The sequence below is a fragment of the Candidatus Frankia alpina genome, from assembly GCF_902806485.1.
In the GTDB taxonomy this organism is placed as follows: Bacteria; Actinomycetota; Actinomycetes; order Frankiales; family Frankiaceae; genus Frankia; species Frankia alpina.
In genome coordinates, this window is the sequence record NZ_CADCWT010000071.1 from 1 (window position 1) to 20,819 (window position 20,819).

The window sequence follows — 20,819 nt, forward strand, 5'->3', positions numbered from 1 at the left end:
ATCCGTCACCAGATCGCTTGAAACCACAACTCAACGACACCTAACAAAGCCCTACTAGATGGGTGGGTGGGTCGCCTCGGGGTTCTGTACGCCCCTCCGGCCACCGCATCCTTCATGTCTTTCTGTAATCGTTTATGCGCAGAATCGTGCCGAGGTTTAGTCACGGTTTTCGACGATAAAACCGTGACTAAACCTCGGCACGATCTGGCCGCGATCTGGCCGGAAGCCGGGCAGGCGGACGGCAGCGGCCGGGCGGCGGGACCAGCGGGGTCAGTTAGGGACCCCCCGCGGATATTCGTCGTGATCGAGCCAGCATCGGCGCCGGCGTCACTCGGGCACGCGGTGCAGCACCGCATGGCCGCCGGAGGAGAGCGGGGACGCCGGGTAGTGGTAGTCGAGGGTGCCGTCGGTGCCCAGCACAAGGACCTCGGCCTCGATCGCGGCGCATACCCCGGCACCCGCGGTGAGCCCTTCGGCGAAGCGAGCCTCGACGCCGTCGACGGCGAGCAGTCGCAGGTCGGCAGCGCAGCCGTCGCGCGGGTTCCAGGTGCGGCCGAGAGTCTCGCCGACCCGACCGCCGTCGAGGGTCAGCTCGGCCGGGTACGAGGTCTTGTCCTGCGCGACCGTGCCCTGCCACCGCCCGATCATGCCGGCAGGCAGCTCCCTGCCACCACCGCCATTACCACCGGTGGTGATCAGGACGATCCCGCCCGCCACCGCCACGACCAGCAGCAGTGCGGCGAGCACCAGGCCAGCCAGCCGCCGGTCCCGGCGCGCCCCGCTCGGCCCCGACCGCTGGGGCCCGCTGACCGCCGGGCGCCGCCCCGCCACCGCGCCGCCCGCGGGGCTCCGCCCCGACTCGCCGCCCATGGGACGCCGCGGCGGCGCCACCAGGGACACCGGCGTCGCCGGCCCGTCCCCGGCGGTCGGGCGGCCCGCCCGGCGACCGCTCGCGGCACCCCCCACGCCGCCGCCCACGAACCGACCCGCCGAACCGTCCACCGCCGCACCATCCACCGCCGCACCGCTGCGGACCACCGGGACCGCTGCGGCCACGCCGCCCGCGACCCGCCGCCGCGCGCCGGTCTCGGGGCGCGCCCGCGCGGAGGCGGACAACGCCCGGGTGAGCAGGGCGTACGCGCCGTCCGGGCGCAGGCGGCTCGCCGGGCTCTTGGCCAGCAGTCCCATGCTCGCGGGAACCAGCGGCCCGGCGCGGGTGAAATCGGGCGGGTCGGCGTGGACCACCGCGCCGACGGTCAGCGGCACGCTCTCCCGCTGGAACGGGGAGACACCTTCGACCGCGAGGTACAGGGTGGCGCCGAGCGCGAACAGGTCGCCGGCCAGGGTCGCCGCGCCGCCGAGCAGCCGCTCGGGGGCCATGTAGGCGGGGGTTCCGCCGCTGCCGAGACCACCGGTGAGCGTCGGGTCGGAGACACGCGTGGCGATGCCGAAGTCGGTGAGCAGCACCCGGCCGTCGTGTGCCAACAGGATGTTGGACGGCTTGACGTCGCGGTGCAGCACACCAAGCCGCTTACCGGCGACGAGAGCGTCGAGGACGGCGAGACCCACCTGGGCGGCGCGCTCCGCCGACAGTGGTCCCCGCCGTTCGACGGTGGCGGCGAGGGTGGCGGCGGGCACGTAGTCCATCACGATCCACGGCAGGCCGTCCTGCTCGACGGCGTCGTGGACGGTCACGACGTGCGGATTGCCTCGCAGCCTGGCGGCATTGCGGGCCTCCCGCATCGCCGTGTCGACCTGGCCGGCCCGCTCGGCGTCGTCGAGGTCGGCCGGGAACCGGATCTCCTTGACCGCGACGTCGACCCGCAGCACCTCGTCGTACGCCCGCCAGACGGTGCCCATCCCGCCGGCGCCCAGCCATTCGGCCAACCGGTAGCGTCCCGCGACCAGCCGACCGGCGCCGACATCATCCACTGTCACAGCGCATCATCCTCGGCGGTGGGCCCGGCAGGGCCGGCTCGGTTCCCTCCCCCGCGCACCCGCGGACGAGCACCGACGGCAAGCCGCCTGCCCAGCCCCGAACGGTCGCCACCGCGAGCGCGGCACGGGCCGGGACCGGGCGGGCTTCAGGCCCTGATCCAGAGCCTAGGGGGCACCCCGCAGCTTGGCGAGCGCTTCCGCGAGGATCGCCTCGCCGTCCTTCTCGTTACGCCGCTCCCGGACGTAGGCGAGATGGGTCTTGTACGGCTCGGTCCGCGGCGGGGCCGGGGTGTTGTCCCGGTCCCGCCCCGCCGGAAAGCCACAGCTCGGACAGTCCCACGTGTCGGGGATGGCCGCGTCCGCGGCGAACGACGGTTTCGTCTCGTGCGCGTTGGCGCACCAGAAGGAGATGCGCTGGCGGGGCGCGGTCTCGCCCCGCTCCGCCTCTCCCATCGGTCCAGCCCCGACCCGGCTCCCCCGGATGGCGTTGCCACCTGCCACGGCCCGCGTGCTCCTTCGTCTCGTCCCATGGGTGGTAGCCCGGAATCCGCTGCGGCGGAACCGCGGTGTGCTCCACCGCGGGAACCGACAGCCGGTTCCGCAAGCATGACGTTCCCGGCCACTCCCCCCGGTTGTCCCTCCGGGTACGTCTTGGGGGGGAGTGTAGGCCGCCAGGGCCCAACGTGGATGCACCGACCACCCCAACCCGGCCATGCACAGCCGGGACGATCATGGATGGGTCGGGCGCCATCCGGATCCGAGCGACACCGCAGACGGATCGGCCGTGCCGATCGAGGGGACGATCTCGAACGTCGTGACGCCCGCGCTGTGGAACACCGGGGTGTGCACGACCGCCAGCGGGATCACCGCGGCGCTGCCGACGACCGTCTGCTCCAACGCTCCCCAGGAGGCGGCCGCGGTCGTCTCCGTCGTGGCCCGCAGAGCGTCCTCGAGCTGACGCGTGGCGTTCGGGTCGCGGTAGCCGCCGTCCGCGGGGCGCGGGCCGAGCCACTGGTCGTCCAGCAGCGGCTGGAAGACCGTGCGCCCGGCGTCGCCGAACCAGGCCGGAGCGATCGTGGACAGCGCCAGGTCCCAGAACTGGTCGGTGGGGTGGACCGCCGCCGCGGCGAACCGCGCACCGGTGCGGATCCGGACGTCGAGGCGGACACCGGCGCGGGCGAACGACGTCCGCAGCGCCTCGGCGACCGCCGCGTCGGTGGCGCTGTCCGTGGTGAGCACCGACAGCGCCGTGACGGGACCGCCGGGGGTCTGGCTGAGCGCCTCCCTGCAGCGGGCCGGATCGCCCAGGCCCGCGGGGCTCGGGAAGGGGTCGGCATCGTGGTAGCCCGTCATCGGCTCCTGCATCAGCCCGCCCGTGGTGGCGGCGAACTCGGGGCCGCCGAGCGCCGCGGCCAGGCTCACCCGGTCGATGCAGTAGGGCAGCGCCTGGCGGATGACCGGCTCACGCAGGGCGGCCGCGGACGGCCCGTCGAGGCCGACCGTCAGCGCCAGGGTGGAACCCACCGGGTCGACGACGAGACGCGGGTCCTGGGCCTTCGCGAGCTCCGCGGCCCGTCCGGCCGGCAGCTCGCCGTCGAGCGACACGTCCGCGTCGCCGCGCTCGAGCTGCTGCTGCATCTGTGCGGAGGACAGCCCGTCGGTGATCGTGATGTGGTCGGGCAGTGCCCGGCGGATGCCGTCCGAGGAGGCGCTCCACGACGGGTTGCGGGCCAGCCGGTAGCCCACGGTGGCGTCGTCGTCGGGGGCGACGGTGAACCGGTAGGGCCCGTCGGAGACCAGGCTGTGCAGGTACTCCGGCGAGTCTGGCGGGTAGGCCAGCGCCTCCAGCGGCACCGGCGACGCCGCCGGCAGGGCCAGCACGTCGACGAAGTCGTTCACCGGGGCGAGCAGATGGAACGCGACGGTGTCATCGCCGACGATCTCCACCCCCTCGACGGTGTTGCTTTCGACGAAGGCGGCGGCGTCCCCGACCGGGATCGCCGCGAGCTCGGTGCAGAACTCACGGAAGCCGACAACCGTCGCGGCGAAGTAGCCGCGCAGCGGCGAGGGGTCCGGCGGCACGCACAGCCGCTTGATGCCGCGGGCGACGTCGTTGGCCGTGATCCGCCGCTGATTCGGGGTGTCCCAGCGGGCCGCCGCGCGCAGCCGGACGGTGTAGACTAGACCGTTCTCGGTGACGATCGGCGCCCCGGTGGCCAGGTCGGGCCGCGGGACCGTCGGCCTCGCAGGATCGGCGTCGGTCGGGTAGCTGTAGAGCTGGCGGGTGACAAGCCGGGCGACGGCCCGTTCACCGGGCTGGTCGGCCCAGCCCGGGTCCCCGCTGGGCATCGTCTGGGTGACGATGCCCAGGGTGCCCCCGGGCTTGGCCGCCGGCGGGGTCGCGGCGGCGGCCGTCGGGGTGGGGCTGGGGGCGGCCAGGCGGCCGGAGTCGCCGGAACCGCCGCTGCAGGCCGCGACAACGACGGTGAGAACGGCGGCGAGCGCCGCAAGTCGAAACGCCGCCGGCCTGCGGGGACGGCGACAGGCGCGCGGGGCGTTCAATTCTTCAGCAGCAGACCGAGACCGATGATGCAGACGAACCAGACGGTTCCGACCAGGACGGTCAGCCGGTCGAGGTTCTTCTCCACGACGGAGGAACCACCGAGCGACGAGGACACGCCTCCGCCGAACAGGGTGGACAGACCACCGCCCTTGGCCCGGTGCAACAAGACGAGCAGGATCATCAGAATACTCGCGATGATCAAGGCGATCGACAGACCGACCGTCATTCAGACCAGCTCCCGCTCCTCGGGGAGGTGGCAGGACGCCCGCACCCGACTCGCCTCCGCGACAGTGGAGGCTCCACGGCCCTGCACACCTCCTGCGCCCTCCAGCGACGTGAATGAATCCAGCGACCGTCAGGGGTCAAGCGGTCTCGGCACGTCGCCAGGCAACAATATCCGCTCGCACCGGCGAGGCCCCGCGGAAACCAGCACCGCGAGGGGCTGGTGGGTGGCCGCGGTATAGCAAGAGCCCGGTCGGGGTCACACCCGGCCGGGCTCTCGGTTCAGGCCGTCTCAGGCGGGCGGACCGCTGCGCACGATGCCGACGAACTCCTCGGCGACGAGACTGGCCCCGCCGACGAGCCCGCCGTCGACGTCGGGCATGGTGAACAGCTCGCCGGCGTTCGCCGCCTTCACCGAGCCGCCGTAGAGCACGCGAATGCCCGCGGCCACCTCGTCGCCGTAGAGCCGGGCGAGCTGCCCGCGCACGGCGGCGCACATGTCCTGGGCGTCCTGGGCGGACGCCGTGCGGCCGGTACCGATCGCCCACACCGGCTCGTAGGCGATGACGATCGTCGCGACCTGCTCGGCGGTGATCCCGGCGAGGGACCCGGCGAGCTGGCCCAGTACATGTTCGACGTGGGTGCCGGCCGCGCGGATCTCCTCGACTTCGCCGACGCACAGGATCGGCGTGATCCCGGCGGCGTAGGCCGCCTTCGCCTTCGCGGCGACCTGGGCGTCGTCCTCGTGATGGTCGGCGCGGCGCTCGGAGTGCCCGACGACGACGTAGGAGCAGCCGAGCTTGGCCAGCAGCGGTCCGCTGATGTCACCGGTATGCGCGCCCGAGCCGTGCGGGGAGAGGTCCTGCCCGCCGTAGCCCAGGGCGAGCTTGTCGCCGTCGACCAGCGTCTGGACGCTGCGCAGGTCGGTGAACGGCGGGATGACGACGACCTCGACGGTTTCGAGCTCCGCGGGCTTGAGATCGAAGGCGATCTTCTGCACCAGCGCGATGGCCTCGAGGTGGTTGAGGTTCATCTTCCAGTTGCCGGCCACCAGCGTGCGCCGCCCGGTGCCCTTGTCCTTGCTCACGCGGTTCTTACCCTTCTCGGTACCCCGAACGGAACGTCCCCGGCCCAGCGGCGCCATCACCGGCCACCGATCCCGGACATCGAGGCGGTCTCAGACATCGAGCGCCGCGAGGCCGGGCAGCGTCTTGCCCTCGAGGTACTCCAGGCTCGCTCCACCGCCGGTGGAGATGTGGCTGAAGGCGTCCTCGGGGATGCCGAGCGTGCGCACGGCGGCGGCGGAGTCCCCGCCGCCCACCACGGAGAAGCCGTCCCCGGCGGCGATCGCCTCGGCGACCCCACGGGTGCCGGCGGCGAACGGCGCGAGCTCGAACACGCCCATCGGGCCGTTCCAGAACACGGTGGCGGCGCCGGCGAGCCGCCCGGCGAACAGTGCCGTGGACTGCGGGCCGATGTCCAGGCCGAGCCAGCCGTCCGCGATGCCGTCGGCGGCGACGACCGCCGTCTGGGCGTCGGCGGCGAAGCGGTCGGCGACGACGATGTCGATCGGCAGCACGATCCGATCCCGACCCTCGGCGAGCAGCGCCTTGCAGGTGTCGATCATCTCGGACTCGAGCAGGGAGCCCCCGACACCGTATCCCAGGGCCGCCAGGAAGGTGAAGCACATGCCACCGCCGACGAGCAGCGCGTCGACCTTGGGCAGCAGGGCGCGGATGACCCCGAGCTTGTCCGACGCCTTCGAGCCACCGAGGACCACCGCATAAGGGCGGGCGGGATCGGCGCTGAGCCGGCGCAGCACGTCGAGCTCGGTGAGCACCAGCCGGCCCGCGGCGTGCGGCAGCCGCTTGGGTACGTCGACGACGCTGGCGTGAGCCCGGTGGACCGCGCCGAAGGCGTCGCCGACGTAGAACTCGGCCAGGGCGGACAGCGCGTCCGCGAACGACGCCCGGGTCACGGCGTCCTTGCTGGTCTCCCCCGGCGCGAAGCGCAGGTTCTCCAGCAGCGCCACCTCGCCGTCGCCGAGGCTCGCGACGACCTCGTGCGCGCGGGCGCCCGCGATGTCACCGGTGCCTTCGCCGGCGAAGGCCACCGGCCGGCCGAGCAGTTCACTCAGCCGGGCCGCGACCGGCTCCAGCGAGTACTTGGGGTCGGGCTCGCCCTTGGGGCGGCCCAGATGGGAGGTCACGATCACCCGCGCGCCGCGGTCCAGCAGCGCAGCGATCGTCGGGACACTGGCTCGGACCCGGCCGTCGTCGGTGATGCGCGGGGTGTCGCCCGAACGGTCCAGTGGCACGTTCAGGTCACTGCGGACCAGGACGCGGTGCCCGGCGACCTGCAGGTCGTCGATCGTCCTCACTCTTGGTTACTCCATTGGGCTCGAGACCGGGGATGGGAGACGGGGCGATGCGGCAACCACGACGGCCGGGACCGCGGACGGCGGCCCCGACCGGAACGGCTCCTAGAGGCGGGCGCCGACCAGGGCGGTCAGGTCGACCAGCCGGTTGGAGTAGCCCCACTCGTTGTCGTACCAGCCGACGATCTTGACCTGGTTGCCGGCGGACATCGTCAGCAGCGAGTCGAAGGTGCAGGACGCCGGGGTGTTCACGATGTCGGAGGAGACGATCGGGTCCTCGGTGTAGACCAGGTAGCCCTTGAGCGGACCCTCGGCCGCCGCCCTGAACGCCGCGTTGACCTCCTCCTTGGTGGCCGGCTTGTTCAGCGTGGCGACCAGGTCGGTGACAGAACCGTCGAGCACCGGCACCCGCATGGCCAGGCCGTCGAGCTTGCCCTTGAGGTGCGGCAGGACCAGCGCGGTGGCCTTGGCGGCACCGGTGGTCGTCGGGATGATGTTCTGCGCCGCCGCCCGGGCCCGGCGCAGGTCCTCGTGCGGGAAGTCCAGGATGACCTGGTCGTTGGTGTAGGCGTGGATGGTGGTCATGAGGCCCTGGCTGATGCCGAACGCCTCGTCGAGGACCTTGGCCATCGGCGCCACGCAGTTCGTGGTGCAGGAGGCGTTGGACAGGATGTGGTGCTTCGCCGGGTCGTAGGCGTCGTCGTTCACGCCCACGACGATGGTGATGTCCTCGTCCTTCGCCGGGGCCGAGATGATGACCTTCTTGGCACCCGCCTTGATATGCTTGCCCGCGTCGGCGGCCTTGGTGAACCGGCCGGTGGACTCGATGACGATGTCCACACCCAGCTCACCCCACGGCAGCGCGGCCGGGTCGCGCTCGGCGAGGACCTTGATCAGGGTATCGCCGACCCGGATGCCCTCCTCGGCGACGCTGACCGGAGCGGCCAGCGTGCCCAGGGTGGTGTCGTACTTGAGAAGGTGCGCGAGGGTCTTGTTGTCGGTCAGGTCGTTGACGGCGACGATCTCGAGGTCGCTCCGCTTGCTCGCTGCAAGCGCCCGCCAGAAGTTACGGCCGATCCGCCCGAAGCCGTTGACACCCACCCGCGTAGCCACGTCCAGGACTCCCCTACCGTCTTGTCTCGTCGTTTCCACAGTCATGACGCCGCTTGCGTCATGACCGAAGTTCGGTATCTCGTTGTCGAGGCAGGAGCCTAACGAGTTCGCACATCATCGGCGGTAATCCGAACCGTGCGGTGTCGGTCTCCTCACACGAGGCCGCGCACCCGTCGGGGACCTGCTCCCACCCGGTCACGACGATGCTCCGCATCCGGAGGTTCCCGCCGATCCCCGCCTGACCCCCCGGGCCAGGCACGTCCCGCGCTTGCCTGCCACACCGTCCGAGCCGCCCCACCGTTCGGGCACCCCCGCAGCGCGAGGCCTGCACCGTCCCCTGGGTGCGATCCCGATGGTGCTACCCCCCGATTATTCCACGGACGATCGGGCATCGTCGGGCCGACCTCGGCACGCACCGCCACCAACGGGCGCCTATATCAGGAATAGCGATGATCTAACTAGCGAAATGCCCAGAATCGACCAGATGACGCATTGGCAGCACTCAGGCGTTCTCCAGCAGATCCGGTGACACGCTTGCCTCGGTGTTGGGGATGCCGAGAGAGTTCGCCCGCTTGTCCGCGAGCGCCAGCAGCCGCCGGATCCGCCCGGCGACGGCATCCTTGGTCAGCGGCGGGTCGGCGAGCGCGCCCAGCTCCTCCAGCGACGCCTGGGCGTGCTCCAGACGCAGCCGGCCCGCGGCGAGCAGGTGCTCGGGCGCGTCGTCGCCGAGGATGCGCATCGCCGCCTGCACCCGTGCCCCGGCCGCGACCGCGGCGCGGGCCGACCGGCGCAGGTTGGCGTCGTCGAAGTTCGCCAGGCGGTTCGCCGTCGCCCGGACCTCGCGGCGCATCCGCCGCTCCTCCCAGGCCATCAGGCTGTCGTGCGCACCGATCTTGGTCAGCAGCGCGCCGATGGCGTCCCCGTCCCGGATGACCACCCGGTCGACCCCACGCACGTCGCGGCTCTTGGCCTGCACACCGAGGCGCCGCGCCGCCCCAACCAGCGCCAGCGCCGCCTCCGGACCGGGCGAGGTCACCTCCAGTGAGCAGGACCGGCCCGGTTCCGTCAACGACCCGTGGGCGAGAAACGCGCCCCGCCAGGCCGCCGCCGCGTCGCAGGCCGAGCCCGTGACGACCTGGGGCGGCAGCCCGCGCACGGGCCGGCCACGCTGGTCGAGCAGCCCCGTCGAGCGGGCAAGCTGCTCACCGTCGCGTTCGACCCGCACGATGTACCGCACCGACCGGCGCAGCCCGCCGGCGGCGAGCACCGCCACCGTGGACGGGAAGCCGAAGACCTCGGCGACCTCCCGGCGCAACCGGCGCGCGGCCGCGCCCGTATCGAGCTCCGCCTCCACCACGATGCGGCCCCCGACGATGTGCAGCCCCCCGCCGAAACGCAGCAGGGCTGCCATCTCGGCCCGCCGACAACAGGGCTTCGCGACCCGTAGCCGACTCAGTTCATCCTTGACGGTGGCCGTCATCGCCGCCACACCGATCACTCCTTGGCTTCACCGAATGGGGTCCGGCGCACGGCGCCGCCGGACGATGGGTATTTCGTGAGCGGCTGCCGGCTGCCCCCCGCGGACGACGCCCGCGGGGCCGACGGGGCAGGGGGCGTGGACGGTCCGGTGCGGACGGCCGGCGGCGGCGCCGCCGACCTGCCCCCGGGTGCCGCGGCCTGCTCGACCGCCCCAACCCGCTCGACCGTCCCGACCTGCTCGGTCCTCCCGACCCGCTCGACCGTCCCGAATACTGCGCGGAAGGCCGCGGCGAGGCGGGCTGGGTCGTGCACGGGTGCGCCGGGCACCCGCACTGGCGCCAGATGCAGCCGGGCGCCGAGATCCGCCGCGGCCCGCGCGAGCGGGTCGGGCTCGGGCACGGCGCTCGGATCGGCGATCACGACGTCCAGGCGCAGGCCGGGCACGTGCCGGCGCAGGGCGTCGAGGTGGGCCTGCGGGGTGTACCCGGCGGTCTCCCCCGGCTGGGCGGCCAGGTTGAGGACCATCAGCGTGCGCGCCCGCGCGGTGGTGATCGCCCGCCGCATCCCGGGTACCAGCAGGTGCGGCAGCATGCTTGTGTAGAGCGAACCCGGGCCGAGGACGAGCCAGTCGGCCGCCTGCGCCGCCGCCACCGCCTCCGCGCAGGCCGCCGGTTCCGCCGGCGCCAGCCGCACGCCGGCCACCCGCCCCGACGTGGTGGCCACCGCGGCCTGCCCGCGTACCTCGGTCACCGCCCCAGGTGCGGCCGGGTCCAGCCCGATGACGTCGGCGACGATGTCGATCCCCGCCGTGGACAGCGGCAGCACCCGGCCCCTCGCCCCGAGCAGGCCGGCGGCGAGGTCGAGCGCGGCCACCGGGGAGCCGGTGCGCTCGGCCAGCCCGATCAGCACCAGGTTCCCCACCGCGTGCCCGGCCAACGGCCCGGAGCCGGCGAACCGGTGCTGGAAGAGCTCCGCCCAGGTCGCGGGCGGGCCGTCCGGGCCGGCGAGCGCGGCCAGCGCCATCCGCAGGTCGCCCATGGGCAGCGCGCCGAACTCCGCGCGCAGCCGCCCCGACGAGCCGCCGTCGTCGCCGACGGTCACCACCGCGGTGAGCGCCGAGGTGAGCTGGCGCAACGCGGCCAAAGAGGCGGCGAGCCCGTGGCCGCCGCCGAAGGCGACGACCGCCGGCTGCCGCCCGGCGTCGGCGGCCTGCGCGGCCCGGGGCTCACGGCCGGGACCGGGTGGGTCGACGGACTCCGGCACGTTCACTCCCGTCCCAGATCGCGGTGCACGACCCGGACGCCGACGCCGTCGGCGGCCAGTCGCGCGCCGAGCTGCTCGGCCATCGCCACGCTGCGGTGCTTGCCGCCGGTACAACCGACGGCGAGGGTCAGGTACCGCTTGCCCTCCCGCGCGTAGCCCTCCCCGACCAGGCGCAGCAGGGCTGCATACTGGTCGAGGAACTCCTGCGCCCCGGGTTGGGCGAGGACGTAGCTGCGCACCTGCGGATCCCGCCCGGTGTAGGGACGCAGCTCCTCCACCCAGTGCGGGTTGGGCAGAAACCGGCAGTCGGCGACGAGGTCGGCGTCCAGCGGCAGCCCGTACTTGTACCCGAACGACACCACGGTCGCGTTGAGCCGGTTCGCATCCGGCTGCCCGAACGCCGCATCGATCTTCGACCGCAGCTCGTGGACGTTCAGATCCGTGGTGTCGAGGACGAGGTCGGCCTCGCCGCGCAGCTCGGCGAGCAGCGCCCGTTCCCGGCCGATGCCGTCGACGACCCGCTCTTCGCCCTGCAACGGATGTGGCCGGCGGACGTGGTCGAACCGCCGGATGAGCGCGTCGTCACTGGCCTCGAGGAAGAGCATCCGCGGATGCATACCGCGGGCGTCCAGCGCCGCGACCGCGGCCCGCAGGTCGGAGAAGAACGCCCGGCCGCGGACGTCCACGACCACGGCGATCCGGCTGACCGCGCCCCCGGAGCGGTGGCCGAGCTCCGCCATGGTGGCCAGCAGCGCGGGTGGCAGGTTGTCGACGACGAACCAGCCGAGGTCCTCCAGGCACTTGGCCGCGGTGCTACGGCCCGCGCCGGACAGGCCCGTGATGATGGCGAGGTCGAGGGTCGGGGTGGTCATGACGCCCTTCCCGAGTCGGCATGGTGCGCGTAGCGCACCGTAGCGGCGGGATCGGCGGGATCGGCCGCCGCGAGCGCCGGTGCGGTCCGCGCCGGGTCAGGGTCCGCCGGGGCCGAAGGTAGCGCCTCGTCGAGGATCTCACCGGTGCGGGGGTCGACGGCGGGCGCGGGCGCGGCGGCGGTCCCCGGCGCGGACCGGCCGAGCGCCGCGAGGATGGCCGCGGCGGTACGCGGCCCGATGCCGGGAACCTCGGCGATCTGCTCGGCACTCGCCGCCCGCACCTTCGCCACGGAACCGAACTGCCGCAGCAGCGCCCTGCGCCGGGTTTCCCCGAGGCCCGGCACGTCGTCGAGCGCGGAGGTCACCATCGCGGCGGATCGTTTCTGGCGGTGGTAGCCGATGGCGAAGCGGTGCGCCTCGTCCCGGACCCGCTGCAACAGGTACAGCGCCTCGGAGGTTCGAGGCAGAATCACCGGCTCCGCCGAATCGGGCAACCAGACCTCCTCCAGCCGCTTCGCGAGCCCGCACAGCGCCACCCCGCCGGGCCCGGTGTCGATGCCCAGCTCGTCGAGGGCACGGGCGGCCGCGGCGACCTGCGGCGGGCCGCCGTCGACGACGACGAGGTTCGGCGGGTAGGCGAACTTGCGGGGACGGCCGGTGTCCGGGTCGATCGGCTGTGCCGCGCCCGACGAGACGACCCGATCCCGCCCGTCTCGCACGCCGGCCTCGGGGCCGGCGGGACCGTCGACCGCGGGGTCGTTTGTGGGGTCGACTGTGGGGTTGGCTGCGGGGTCGACCTCGGGGTCGGCGATGTCGACGAGCTCCCCGGTGCGGGCCCGCTCGGCGAGGTAGCGGGAGAACCGCCGGTGGATGGTCTCGTACATGCTGGCGACGTCGTCCTGCCCGGCGTCCGCCCGCCCGTGCTCGTGGCCGGCGCCGCCCGCGCTGCCACGGATGGAGAACCGACGGTACTCCGACTTGCGCGCCAGCCCGTCCTCGAAGACGACCATGCTCGCGACCACGTTGGTGCCCTGGATGTTCGACACGTCGTAGCACTCGATGCGCAGCGGCGCGTCCGGCAGCTCCAGGGCCTCCTGCAGCTCGGCGAGCGCCCGGCTGCGGGCGGTCAGGTCGCTGGCCCGCTTCGTGCGGTGCAACGCCAGCGCCTGACGGGCGTTGCGCTCCACGGTCTCCATGAGGGTGCGCTTGTCGCCCCGGCGGGGCACCCGGACCTCGACCCGCCCGCCGCGGGCGGCGCCGAGCAGCTCGGCCACGGCGTCCGCGTCCGCGGACAGAGTGGGCACGAGGATCTCGCGCGGGATGCCCGCGCCCTGCGGGTCGGTGCGTGGTGAACGGGCCGGCGGCATGGGCCCGCCCGCCCGGCCCGAGGTCCCCCGCCCGACCGACGGCTCGCCGCCATCGCCGGGGGCGGCCTCCCTGACGGCCCCATCCCGCGCGGCGACGGTGCCCGCGATGGTGAGCGACGTGCCCTCCAGGTACTCCTGGGTGAGGAACTGTTCGACGAGGTCGGCCGTGGTCACCTCGTCGAGCCTGTCAACCACCCAGCCGCGCTGCCCGCGCACCCGCCCGCCACGGACGTAGAAGATCGCGACCGCGGCCTCCAGCTCGTCCTCGGCGAAGGCGATCACGTCGGCGTCGGTGCCGTCGGGCAGGACGACGGCCTGCTTCTCGATGGCACGCCGCAGGGCGCCGGCGTCGTCACGCAGCCGCGCGGCCCGCTCGTACTCCTGGGCCGAGGCCGCCTGCTGCATCTGCTGCTCGAGGCGGCGCAGGTAGCGGCCGGTCTGCCCGGACATGAAGTCGCAGAAGTCGTCGACGATCTCCCGGTGGGTCTCGGCGTCCACCCGGCCGACGCAGGGCGCCGAGCAGCGGTCGATGTAGCCGAGCAGGCACGGCCGGCCGACCTGCCCGGCCCGCTTGAACACCCCTGCCGAGCAGGTGCGCGCAGGGAAGACGCGCAGCAGCAGGTCCAGGGTCTCCCGGATCGCCCAGGCGTGGGCGTACGGACCGAAGTACCGCACGCCCTTGCGCTTCGGTCCCCGCATGACCTGCAGACGCGGGAACTCCTCGTGGAGGGTCACCGCGAGACTCGGGTAGCTCTTGTCGTCGCGATAGCGGACGTTGAAGCGCGGATCGAACTCCTTGATCCACGTGTACTCGAGCTGGAGGGCTTCGACCTCCGTGGTGACCACGGTCCAGTCGACGCCGCTGGCCGCCTGGACCATGTGCTGGGTGCGTGGGTGGAGCGTGTGCAGATCGGCGAAGTAGTTGGCCAGCCGGGCCCGCAGGTTCTTGGCCTTGCCCACGTAGAGCACGCGGCCGTGCTCGTCGCGGAAGCGGTAGACGCCGGGAGTCTCGGGGATCGAGCCCGGCGCGGGCCGGTAGGACGCCGGATCAGCCATGAACCGAGCCTACGGCGACCATCATCCCACACGAGCAGCGCCTGCACGTAACCATTGCATCACGCATAGCGTGCGGCCTCATCGGCGGGCTCCCTCAAGGCGTGGCAAGTGGGTGACCGGAGGCACCAGAATCTCCAGCCGACGGTGATTAATTCGGGACTTTCCGTTGTTTCGGGTGCCCCCGCTGGCGCCCGGCGCGGGGGGCTGCGACTCTCGACACATCGGGCAAGCGAACCGAGGGAGCCAGCACGTGCTTGGTGAGGACGTCACGGCGGAGTTCCTCGTGGACGACGCGGTCAGCCGTGGGCGGGTGACGGTGTTCCAGATCTGCTGGCGCGCGTGCGATCCGTTGGCCGTGTCCATGACCCTGGTGTCCAGGCCGGAGCACCCTGCGCTGCCGCAGGGCAGCTGGGTGGCGCCCCGCGACGCGCTGCGCGCCGGTCTGGAGACGGCGACCGGCGACGGCGACGTGCGGATCGGCCCGGACTTCACGCGGGGCGGCGTCCGGCTGGATCTCGTCGACGGGAAGCGCCACTCCGTCGTCGTCCTCGCGACATCGTCGCTGCGCAGCTTCCTGGACCGCACCGAACGGCTGGTGCCGACCGGCCAGGAGCACCCCGAGCAGGAGCTGGACACCGTCCTGGCGAACTTGTTCCAGAACTGACCTCGCGACTTCCAGAACTGACCTCGCGACCGCCCTACAGCCCGCCGGGCCGTAGGCGCGACCCTCAGCGAGCCGCCGCCTGTGCAAGCCGGCGCTGCCGGCCGCCTCCCCCACCCCCGGCCTCGGCCGTCTCCCCGCCGATGGCCGGGACTCGGCCGCCGAGGATCTCCCGTAGGAAGACCGCGGTGTGGCTCTCCTCGACGGCGGCAACGGCCTCGGGTGAACCCTGGGCGACGACCCGCCCGCCGCCGGTGCCGCCCTCCGGGCCCATGTCGATGATCCAGTCCGCCGTTTTGATCACGTCGAGGTTGTGCTCGATGACGATGACCGTGTTGCCGGCGTCGACGAGCCGGCCGAGCACGCCGAGCAGCTTGCGGATGTCCTCGAAGTGCAGCCCGGTCGTCGGCTCGTCGAGGACGTAGACGGTCCGTCCGGTGGATCGCCGTTGCAGTTCGGAGGCGAGCTTGACCCGCTGCGCCTCACCGCCGGACAGCGTCGGCGCCGACTGGCCGAGGCGGACGTAGCCGAGCCCGACGTCGTTGAGCGTGCGCAGGTGACGGGCGATCGCCGGCACCGCGGCGAAGAACTCGGCCGCCTCATCGATCGGCATGTCGAGAATCTCGGCGATGTTGCGGCTCTTGTAGTGCACCTCGAGGGTCTCCCGGTTGTACCGGGCGCCGTGGCAGACCTCGCACGGCACGTACACGTCCGGCAGGAAGTTCATCTCGATCTTGATCGTGCCGTCACCGGAGCACGCCTCGCACCGCCCGCCCTTGACGTTGAACGAGAACCGGCCCGGCAGGTACCCGCGGACCTTCGCCTCGGTGGTCTCCGCGAACAGCCGGCGGATGTGGTCGAAGACGCCGGTGTAGGTGGCCGGGTTGGACCGCGGGGTGCGGCCGATCGCCGACTGGTCGACCCTGACCGCCTTGTCGAGATAATCGAGGCCGCTGACCGTCCGATGCCGGCCGGGCACCTCGCGGGCGCCGTTGAGCTTGTTCGCCAGCACGGCGGCGAGAATGTCGTTGACGAGGGTGGACTTGCCCGACCCGGACACCCCGGTGACGGCCACGAAGCAGCCCAGCGGGAACGAGACCGTGACGTCGCGAAGGTTGTGCTCGCGGGCGGCGTGCACGGTCAGTGCCCGGCCCTTCGTCGGCACCCGACGAATGTCGGGCACCGGGATCTGGCGCCGACCGGAGAGGTAGGCGCCGGTGATCGACTCCTCGGAGGCAAGCAGCTCCGCCACCGGCCCGGAGACGACGACCCGCCCGCCATGCTCACCCGCACCGGGGCCGATGTCGACCACCCAGTCGGCGGCCCGGATGGTGTCCTCGTCGTGCTCGACGACGATGAGTGTGTTGCCGAGGTCACGCAGCCGCACCAGGGTCTGGATGAGCCGGCGGTTGTCCCGCTGGTGCAGGCCGATCGACGGTTCGTCGAGCACGTAGAGCACCCCGACGAGGCCGGAGCCGATCTGGGTGGCCAGCCGGATGCGCTGCGCCTCCCCGCCGGCCAGGGTGCCGGCGGCGCGGTCGAGGGAGAGGTAGTCGAGCCCAACGTCGAGCAGGAACGTCAGCCGCGCGTCGACCTCCTTGAGCACCCGTCCGGCGATCGCCTGCTCCCGCTCGCTGAGCTCCAGCCCGCGCAGGAACCCGGCGCACTCGCCGATCGCCATGCCCGCGACCTCGGCGATGGACCGGCCGCCGACAGTCACCGCCAGTGACTCGGGTTTGAGCCGGGCGCCGCGGCAGGCCGGGCAGGGCACGTCGCGCATGTAGCCCTCGTACCGCTCCCGGCTGCTGTCCGACTCGGCCTCCCGGTGGCGGCGGCCGATGAAACCGATGACCCCCTCGAACGAGGTGTAGTACGAGCGCTTGCGGCCGTAGCGGTTGGTGTAGCCGACGTGGATCTCGGTCTCGCCGCTGCCGTGCAGCACTGCCTTGCGGGCCCGCTCCGGCAGCCCCCCCCAGGGGGTGTCCATCCGGAAGCTGAGGTCCTCGGAGAGGGCGCTGAGCAGCCGCTCGAAGTACTCCTTGTTGTGCCCGCCGGCCCACGGCGCCACGGCTCCCTGAGCCAGGGAGAGCGTCGGATCGGGCACGACGAGCTCCGGGTCGACCTCCTTGCGGGTGCCGATGCCGCTGCAGTCGGGGCAGGCGCCATAGGGCGAGTTGAACGAGAACGAACGCGGTTCGAGCTCCTCGAAGGACAGGTCGTCATAGAGGCAGGCGAGGTGCTCGGAGTACATCCGCTCACGCTCGGGATCGTCGGCGGGCCGGTCGACGAAGTCGACGAGGACCAGGCCGCCGCCCAGGCGCAGCGCGGTCTCCACCGAGTCGGTCAGGCGCTGTTTGGCCGACTCCTTGGCCGCCAGCCGGTCGACCACGACCTCGATCGTGTGCTTGCGCTGTTTCTCCAGCTTCGGCAGGTCGGTGAGCGCGACGACGGTGCCGTCGACGCGGGCCCTGGCGAACCCGGAGCTCTGCAGCTCGGCGAACAGGTCGAGGTACTCGCCCTTGCGCCCGCGGACCACGGGGGCGAGCACCTGGAAGCGGGTGCCCTCGGGCAGCTCCAGCAGCCGGTCGACGATCTGCTGCGGGGTCTGCCGGGAGATCGGCCGCCCGCACTTCGGACAGTGCGGCCGACCGGCGCGGGCGAACAGCAGGCGCAGGTAGTCGTAGACCTCGGTGATCGTGCCGACGGTGGAGCGGGGGTTGCGCGAGGTCGACTTCTGGTCGATGGAGACCGCCGGCGACAGCCCCTCGATGAAGTCCACGTCGGGCTTGTCCATCTGGCCGAGGAACTGGCGGGCGTAGGCCGACAGCGACTCCACATAGCGCCGCTGTCCCTCGGCGAAGATGGTGTCGAACGCGAGGCTGGACTTGCCGGACCCCGACATGCCGGTGAAGACGATCAGCCCGTCGCGGGGCAGGTCGAGATCGACATCGCGGAGGTTGTGCTCACGCGCGCCACGCACGACAAGACGGTCGGCCATCGTCGATCCCTCATGATCTTCCGGAAAATCGGACCTGGGCGAGTGTGGCCATGCTACGGATGGGGTCCGACAGTTTTTCCACGGCCGGTAGCCGGCACCGTCCGGCGGGCACCCGCCCGCGAGTCGGCGGCACGGCCGACACCTGACGAAAAGTAACGACCTGCCTGGAGCGGGTGTTCCGCACCCGGCGTGGTCTCACGCCGGGTGCGGCGTCGGTGACTCACAGGGCGCCGACAATCACCTCAGGCGGACGCGACGCCCGACCAGACCCAGCCGTCTGCCCGGAGAGGGAACCATCCATGAGCAACGCCCACGGCGACGAGGCCAGTGCGACCACCGGCGGCTACACCGGGAAGGTCACCGTCGGTGGCCCGGCGGACACCCGGACCCTGCCCGGCCTGACGGTGACCAAGGTCGCGGTCGGCCCAGCGGACAACAACGCCTACCTGCTGCGCTGCCCCGTCACCGGGGAGCAGCTGCTCATCGACGCCGCGAACGAGGCCGGCACGCTGCTGCGACTGGTTGGCGACGCGGGCCTCGCCACGGTGGTCACCAGCCACCGGCACGGCGACCATGTGCAGGCACTCGCCGAGGTGGTGGCCGCGACCGGCGCGACCACCGTCGCCCACGCCGACGACGCCCCACAAATCCCGGTGGCGACCGCCCGGGTCGTGCACGACGGCGACGAGATCACCGTCGGCCGGGCGACCCTGCGCGCGATCCACCTGGTCGGCCACACCCCCGGCTCCATCGCGCTGCTCTACGACGCCGACCCCGCCGCCCCACACCTGTTCACCGGCGACTGCCTGTTCCCCGGCGGCCCGGGCAACACCTTCGGTGACGCCGATGCCTTCGTCACGCTGATGGACGACCTGGAGCGCAAGGTGTTCGGCCCGCTGCCAGACACCACCTGGATCTACCCCGGCCACGGCTTCGACTCCACCCTCGGCCCCGAACGCCCCCACCTCGCCGAATGGCACGCCCGCGGCTGGTGAGAACGCCCCTCCCTCCCCCGATGTTCAAGGGCCGGGCTCGCCGGACCACTTACGGCTCCGCCCGCTGAGCGAACTCCAGGGTTGCCTGCGCGAGATCGCGCAGGAACCCGTCACGGTCGAAGTCGTCGCCGTCGTCGGCCATGCCGGCGGGGGCGAGTTCATAAAGCTGAAGTGACCCGCTTTCGGCACGATGTGCAGGTCGACGTGGGCCGGTGTGCTTTTCAGGTGGATGGCCTGCTCGACGGGCGTGACGGTGTCCGACCCGAGCTGGTCGACGGCACGGGTGTAGAGCTCGCGCACGTGGGTGTTCTCGTTCGCGCGACGGATTTCGGCGTTGGCCCGGCGGGTCTCGTCCAGGGCGATCAGAGCGCCGAGTTTTACTCCGCTGGTCGCGGCGGGTCTGCGGGGCCTACCCGGCGGCGAGGGGGTCGACGACCGAGGGGTCGGGTCGCGACTCCAGCTCACCGGGCCGGGGCGCCGGGGCAGCGGCCGCGACGGACGACGCCCCGCCCCGCGCCCCGGCCATTTCGATCTGGGCGGTACCGAACCGTGTGGCAGCGGGCCCAGCGCCGCCGGCCGGCGGGAGGTGGCCGACGCGACGGCGGGTCTCGGCGGGGGCGGCGCGCCAGCGGGAACGCACGGCGGGTTCCCAGCTCGGCCGCGTGAGGCCGGCTACGAGGCCGGCGAGGATCCCGACGGCGCGTCGCGCGTCCTGGGGGCGGCCGGTGGCGAGTTTGCGGACGGTGAGGACGGCGAGCTGCCCGCCGTGCACCGCGGGCCAGCTCCAGCCCAGGGTGGCGCGATGGCGGCGAGCGTAGATGGCGGCCGAACGACCGAGCTCGGCGTGCAGCAGGTCCGAGCGACCGACGGTTTCGCCGCCGACGTGCACCACCGGCCATTCGTCGTCGGCCCAGGCGATCCGGCCGCCGGCCGCGTGCAGCCGGGCGAACAGATCGGTCTCCTCGTAGTACATCCAGTAGTCCGGGCGGAAGCCACCGAGGCGCAGAAAGGTCGGAACGCGGATGGCGAAGAAGGCGCCGACCGGGTGGCGCAGCTCCGGCCAGCGGGCAAGGGCCGCCGCTTCGCCGCGCAGCGTGATGAAGGCGCTCGTGCGCGGGGTCGGCAGCACCCCCTGGGACCGTCCGGGGCCGCCCTCGCTGGCGAGGAACGGGAAACCCACGACGTCAATGGACGGCGGGTACCAGGCGAGCAACTTCGGCAGGACCTCCGCGGTGTTGGGGGGGATCGTCACGTCGCTGTTGATCAGCAACAGCCAGTCTGGCGCCGGACCGTCCTCGACGGCGTGGCGGACGGCGAGGTTGACCGCGGTGCCGTAGCCAACGTTGCCCTGGCCCTCGAGCACGCGCACCCCGGCGGGCACCCGACGCCCGGCGAGTGCGCCGTTCTCCACCAGCACCGCACCGCAGCCGCTCATGGCGACCAGAACCGAGAGCAAATGGTCCAGACGGGTCGAGCCGCCGTGGGATACGACGACCGCCAACAGACTATGCATCATCCGCCTTCACTAAAATGTAAAGCGATAGTCAGGAGATCGGCTATAACTCCTCCGCACGTCACGAAGCACACCGACGAACACCTCGATCTAGGTTGATCGATCAGGATTTCGCCGGTCCCGCCGTGCCCTTTGCCGACCCCCGCGCACGACGACCATCGCGACCGGCCCCGCCCGGCCGACCGGCCCAGGCACCGGTCGCGACCAGGGTAACTAGCGCATCGTGGTGGTCAACGTTTCTCTTCCCGGCGAGTCGCGCACGGCCATGGCTGCACCAGTCATCCTAAATCACCGGAACATGCAGAGGAAACAGTCCTGGTACGGATCACGACATCGTCAGGACAGAATGAGCCATTCCCGGCGTCGATTTGTGACGTTGGGTAATTGTTGCGGGGTGTGAGT

At 72.3% G+C, this 20,819-nt stretch carries 15 protein-coding genes and 1 pseudogene; 2 read left to right on the forward strand and 14 right to left on the reverse strand.

Annotated elements, in window-relative coordinates; all coding sequences use genetic code 11:
• Positions 1 to 327: 327 nt before the first annotated feature.
• From G6R25_RS10305 to uvrC, 11 genes are all read right to left on the reverse strand, one after another.
• The gene (locus tag G6R25_RS10305) at positions 328 to 1,938 is read right to left on the reverse strand and encodes a serine/threonine-protein kinase (protein WP_163552802.1); all 1,611 of its coding nucleotides are present in this window, start codon (positions 1,936 to 1,938) and stop codon (positions 328 to 330) included.
• Between the two features lie 165 nt (positions 1,939 to 2,103).
• On the reverse strand, positions 2,104 to 2,439 hold the full coding sequence (locus G6R25_RS10310) for an RNA polymerase-binding protein RbpA (RefSeq protein WP_136447073.1): 336 nt from the start codon (positions 2,437 to 2,439) through the stop codon (positions 2,104 to 2,106).
• Positions 2,440 to 2,667: 228 nt separating this feature from the next.
• Positions 2,668 to 4,500, reverse strand: coding sequence for an ABC transporter substrate-binding protein (locus G6R25_RS10315; RefSeq protein ID WP_163552803.1), 1,833 nt, complete (start codon positions 4,498 to 4,500; stop codon positions 2,668 to 2,670).
• A complete protein-coding gene (secG, locus tag G6R25_RS10320) occupies positions 4,497 to 4,727 on the reverse strand; it encodes a preprotein translocase subunit SecG (RefSeq protein ID WP_011605700.1) in 231 nt (76 codons plus the stop codon). The genes G6R25_RS10315 and secG overlap by 4 nt, the downstream gene beginning before the upstream one ends.
• A gap of 288 nt (positions 4,728 to 5,015) precedes the next feature.
• Positions 5,016 to 5,867, reverse strand: a complete 852-nt coding sequence (gene tpiA / locus G6R25_RS10325) for a triose-phosphate isomerase (protein ID WP_268904117.1) — start codon at positions 5,865 to 5,867, stop codon at positions 5,016 to 5,018.
• Positions 5,868 to 5,900: 33 nt separating this feature from the next.
• Positions 5,901 to 7,103, reverse strand: coding sequence for a phosphoglycerate kinase (locus tag G6R25_RS10330; protein ID WP_163552805.1), 1,203 nt, complete (start codon positions 7,101 to 7,103; stop codon positions 5,901 to 5,903).
• Positions 7,104 to 7,205: 102 nt separating this feature from the next.
• Positions 7,206 to 8,213 carry a type I glyceraldehyde-3-phosphate dehydrogenase gene (gap, locus tag G6R25_RS10335; RefSeq protein WP_136447077.1) on the reverse strand — a complete coding sequence of 336 codons (1,008 nt, stop codon included), beginning with the start codon at positions 8,211 to 8,213 and terminating at the stop codon, positions 7,206 to 7,208.
• Between the two features lie 502 nt (positions 8,214 to 8,715).
• Positions 8,716 to 9,702 (reverse strand): DNA-binding protein WhiA, encoded by a 987-nt coding sequence (whiA, locus tag G6R25_RS10340; RefSeq protein WP_163552806.1) that lies wholly within the window; start codon positions 9,700 to 9,702, stop codon positions 8,716 to 8,718.
• Between the two features lie 5 nt (positions 9,703 to 9,707).
• On the reverse strand, positions 9,708 to 10,955 hold the full coding sequence (locus G6R25_RS10345; RefSeq protein ID WP_163552807.1) for a gluconeogenesis factor YvcK family protein: 1,248 nt from the start codon (positions 10,953 to 10,955) through the stop codon (positions 9,708 to 9,710).
• A gap of 2 nt (positions 10,956 to 10,957) precedes the next feature.
• A complete protein-coding gene (gene rapZ, locus G6R25_RS10350; protein ID WP_163552808.1) occupies positions 10,958 to 11,827 on the reverse strand; it encodes an RNase adapter RapZ in 870 nt (289 codons plus the stop codon).
• Positions 11,824 to 14,250, reverse strand: a complete 2,427-nt coding sequence (gene uvrC / locus G6R25_RS10355; protein ID WP_163552809.1) for an excinuclease ABC subunit UvrC — start codon at positions 14,248 to 14,250, stop codon at positions 11,824 to 11,826. The genes rapZ and uvrC overlap by 4 nt, the downstream gene beginning before the upstream one ends.
• Positions 14,251 to 14,500: 250 nt before the next feature.
• Here uvrC and G6R25_RS10360 point away from each other — a divergent pair, with 250 nt between their 5' ends.
• Positions 14,501 to 14,914 carry an SsgA family sporulation/cell division regulator gene (locus G6R25_RS10360; RefSeq protein ID WP_163552810.1) on the forward strand — a complete coding sequence of 138 codons (414 nt, stop codon included), beginning with the start codon at positions 14,501 to 14,503 and terminating at the stop codon, positions 14,912 to 14,914.
• A 64-nt stretch (positions 14,915 to 14,978) separates the two neighbouring features.
• Here the strand turns inward: G6R25_RS10360 and uvrA are convergent, their stop codons facing one another.
• Positions 14,979 to 17,909, reverse strand: coding sequence for an excinuclease ABC subunit UvrA (gene uvrA, locus G6R25_RS10365; protein ID WP_163552811.1), 2,931 nt, complete (start codon positions 17,907 to 17,909; stop codon positions 14,979 to 14,981).
• A 299-nt stretch (positions 17,910 to 18,208) separates the two neighbouring features.
• Here uvrA and G6R25_RS10370 point away from each other — a divergent pair, with 299 nt between their 5' ends.
• Positions 18,209 to 18,904, forward strand: a complete 696-nt coding sequence (locus G6R25_RS10370) for an MBL fold metallo-hydrolase (RefSeq protein WP_163552812.1) — start codon at positions 18,209 to 18,211, stop codon at positions 18,902 to 18,904.
• Between the two features lie 249 nt (positions 18,905 to 19,153).
• Here the strand turns inward: G6R25_RS10370 and G6R25_RS31385 are convergent.
• Positions 19,154 to 19,276 (reverse strand): annotated as a pseudogene (locus tag G6R25_RS31385) (pentapeptide repeat-containing protein); the annotation flags it as partial.
• Between the two features lie 37 nt (positions 19,277 to 19,313).
• Positions 19,314 to 20,417, reverse strand: coding sequence for a glycosyltransferase family 2 protein (locus G6R25_RS10375; protein ID WP_205447025.1), 1,104 nt, complete (start codon positions 20,415 to 20,417; stop codon positions 19,314 to 19,316).
• Positions 20,418 to 20,819 lie beyond the last annotated feature (402 nt).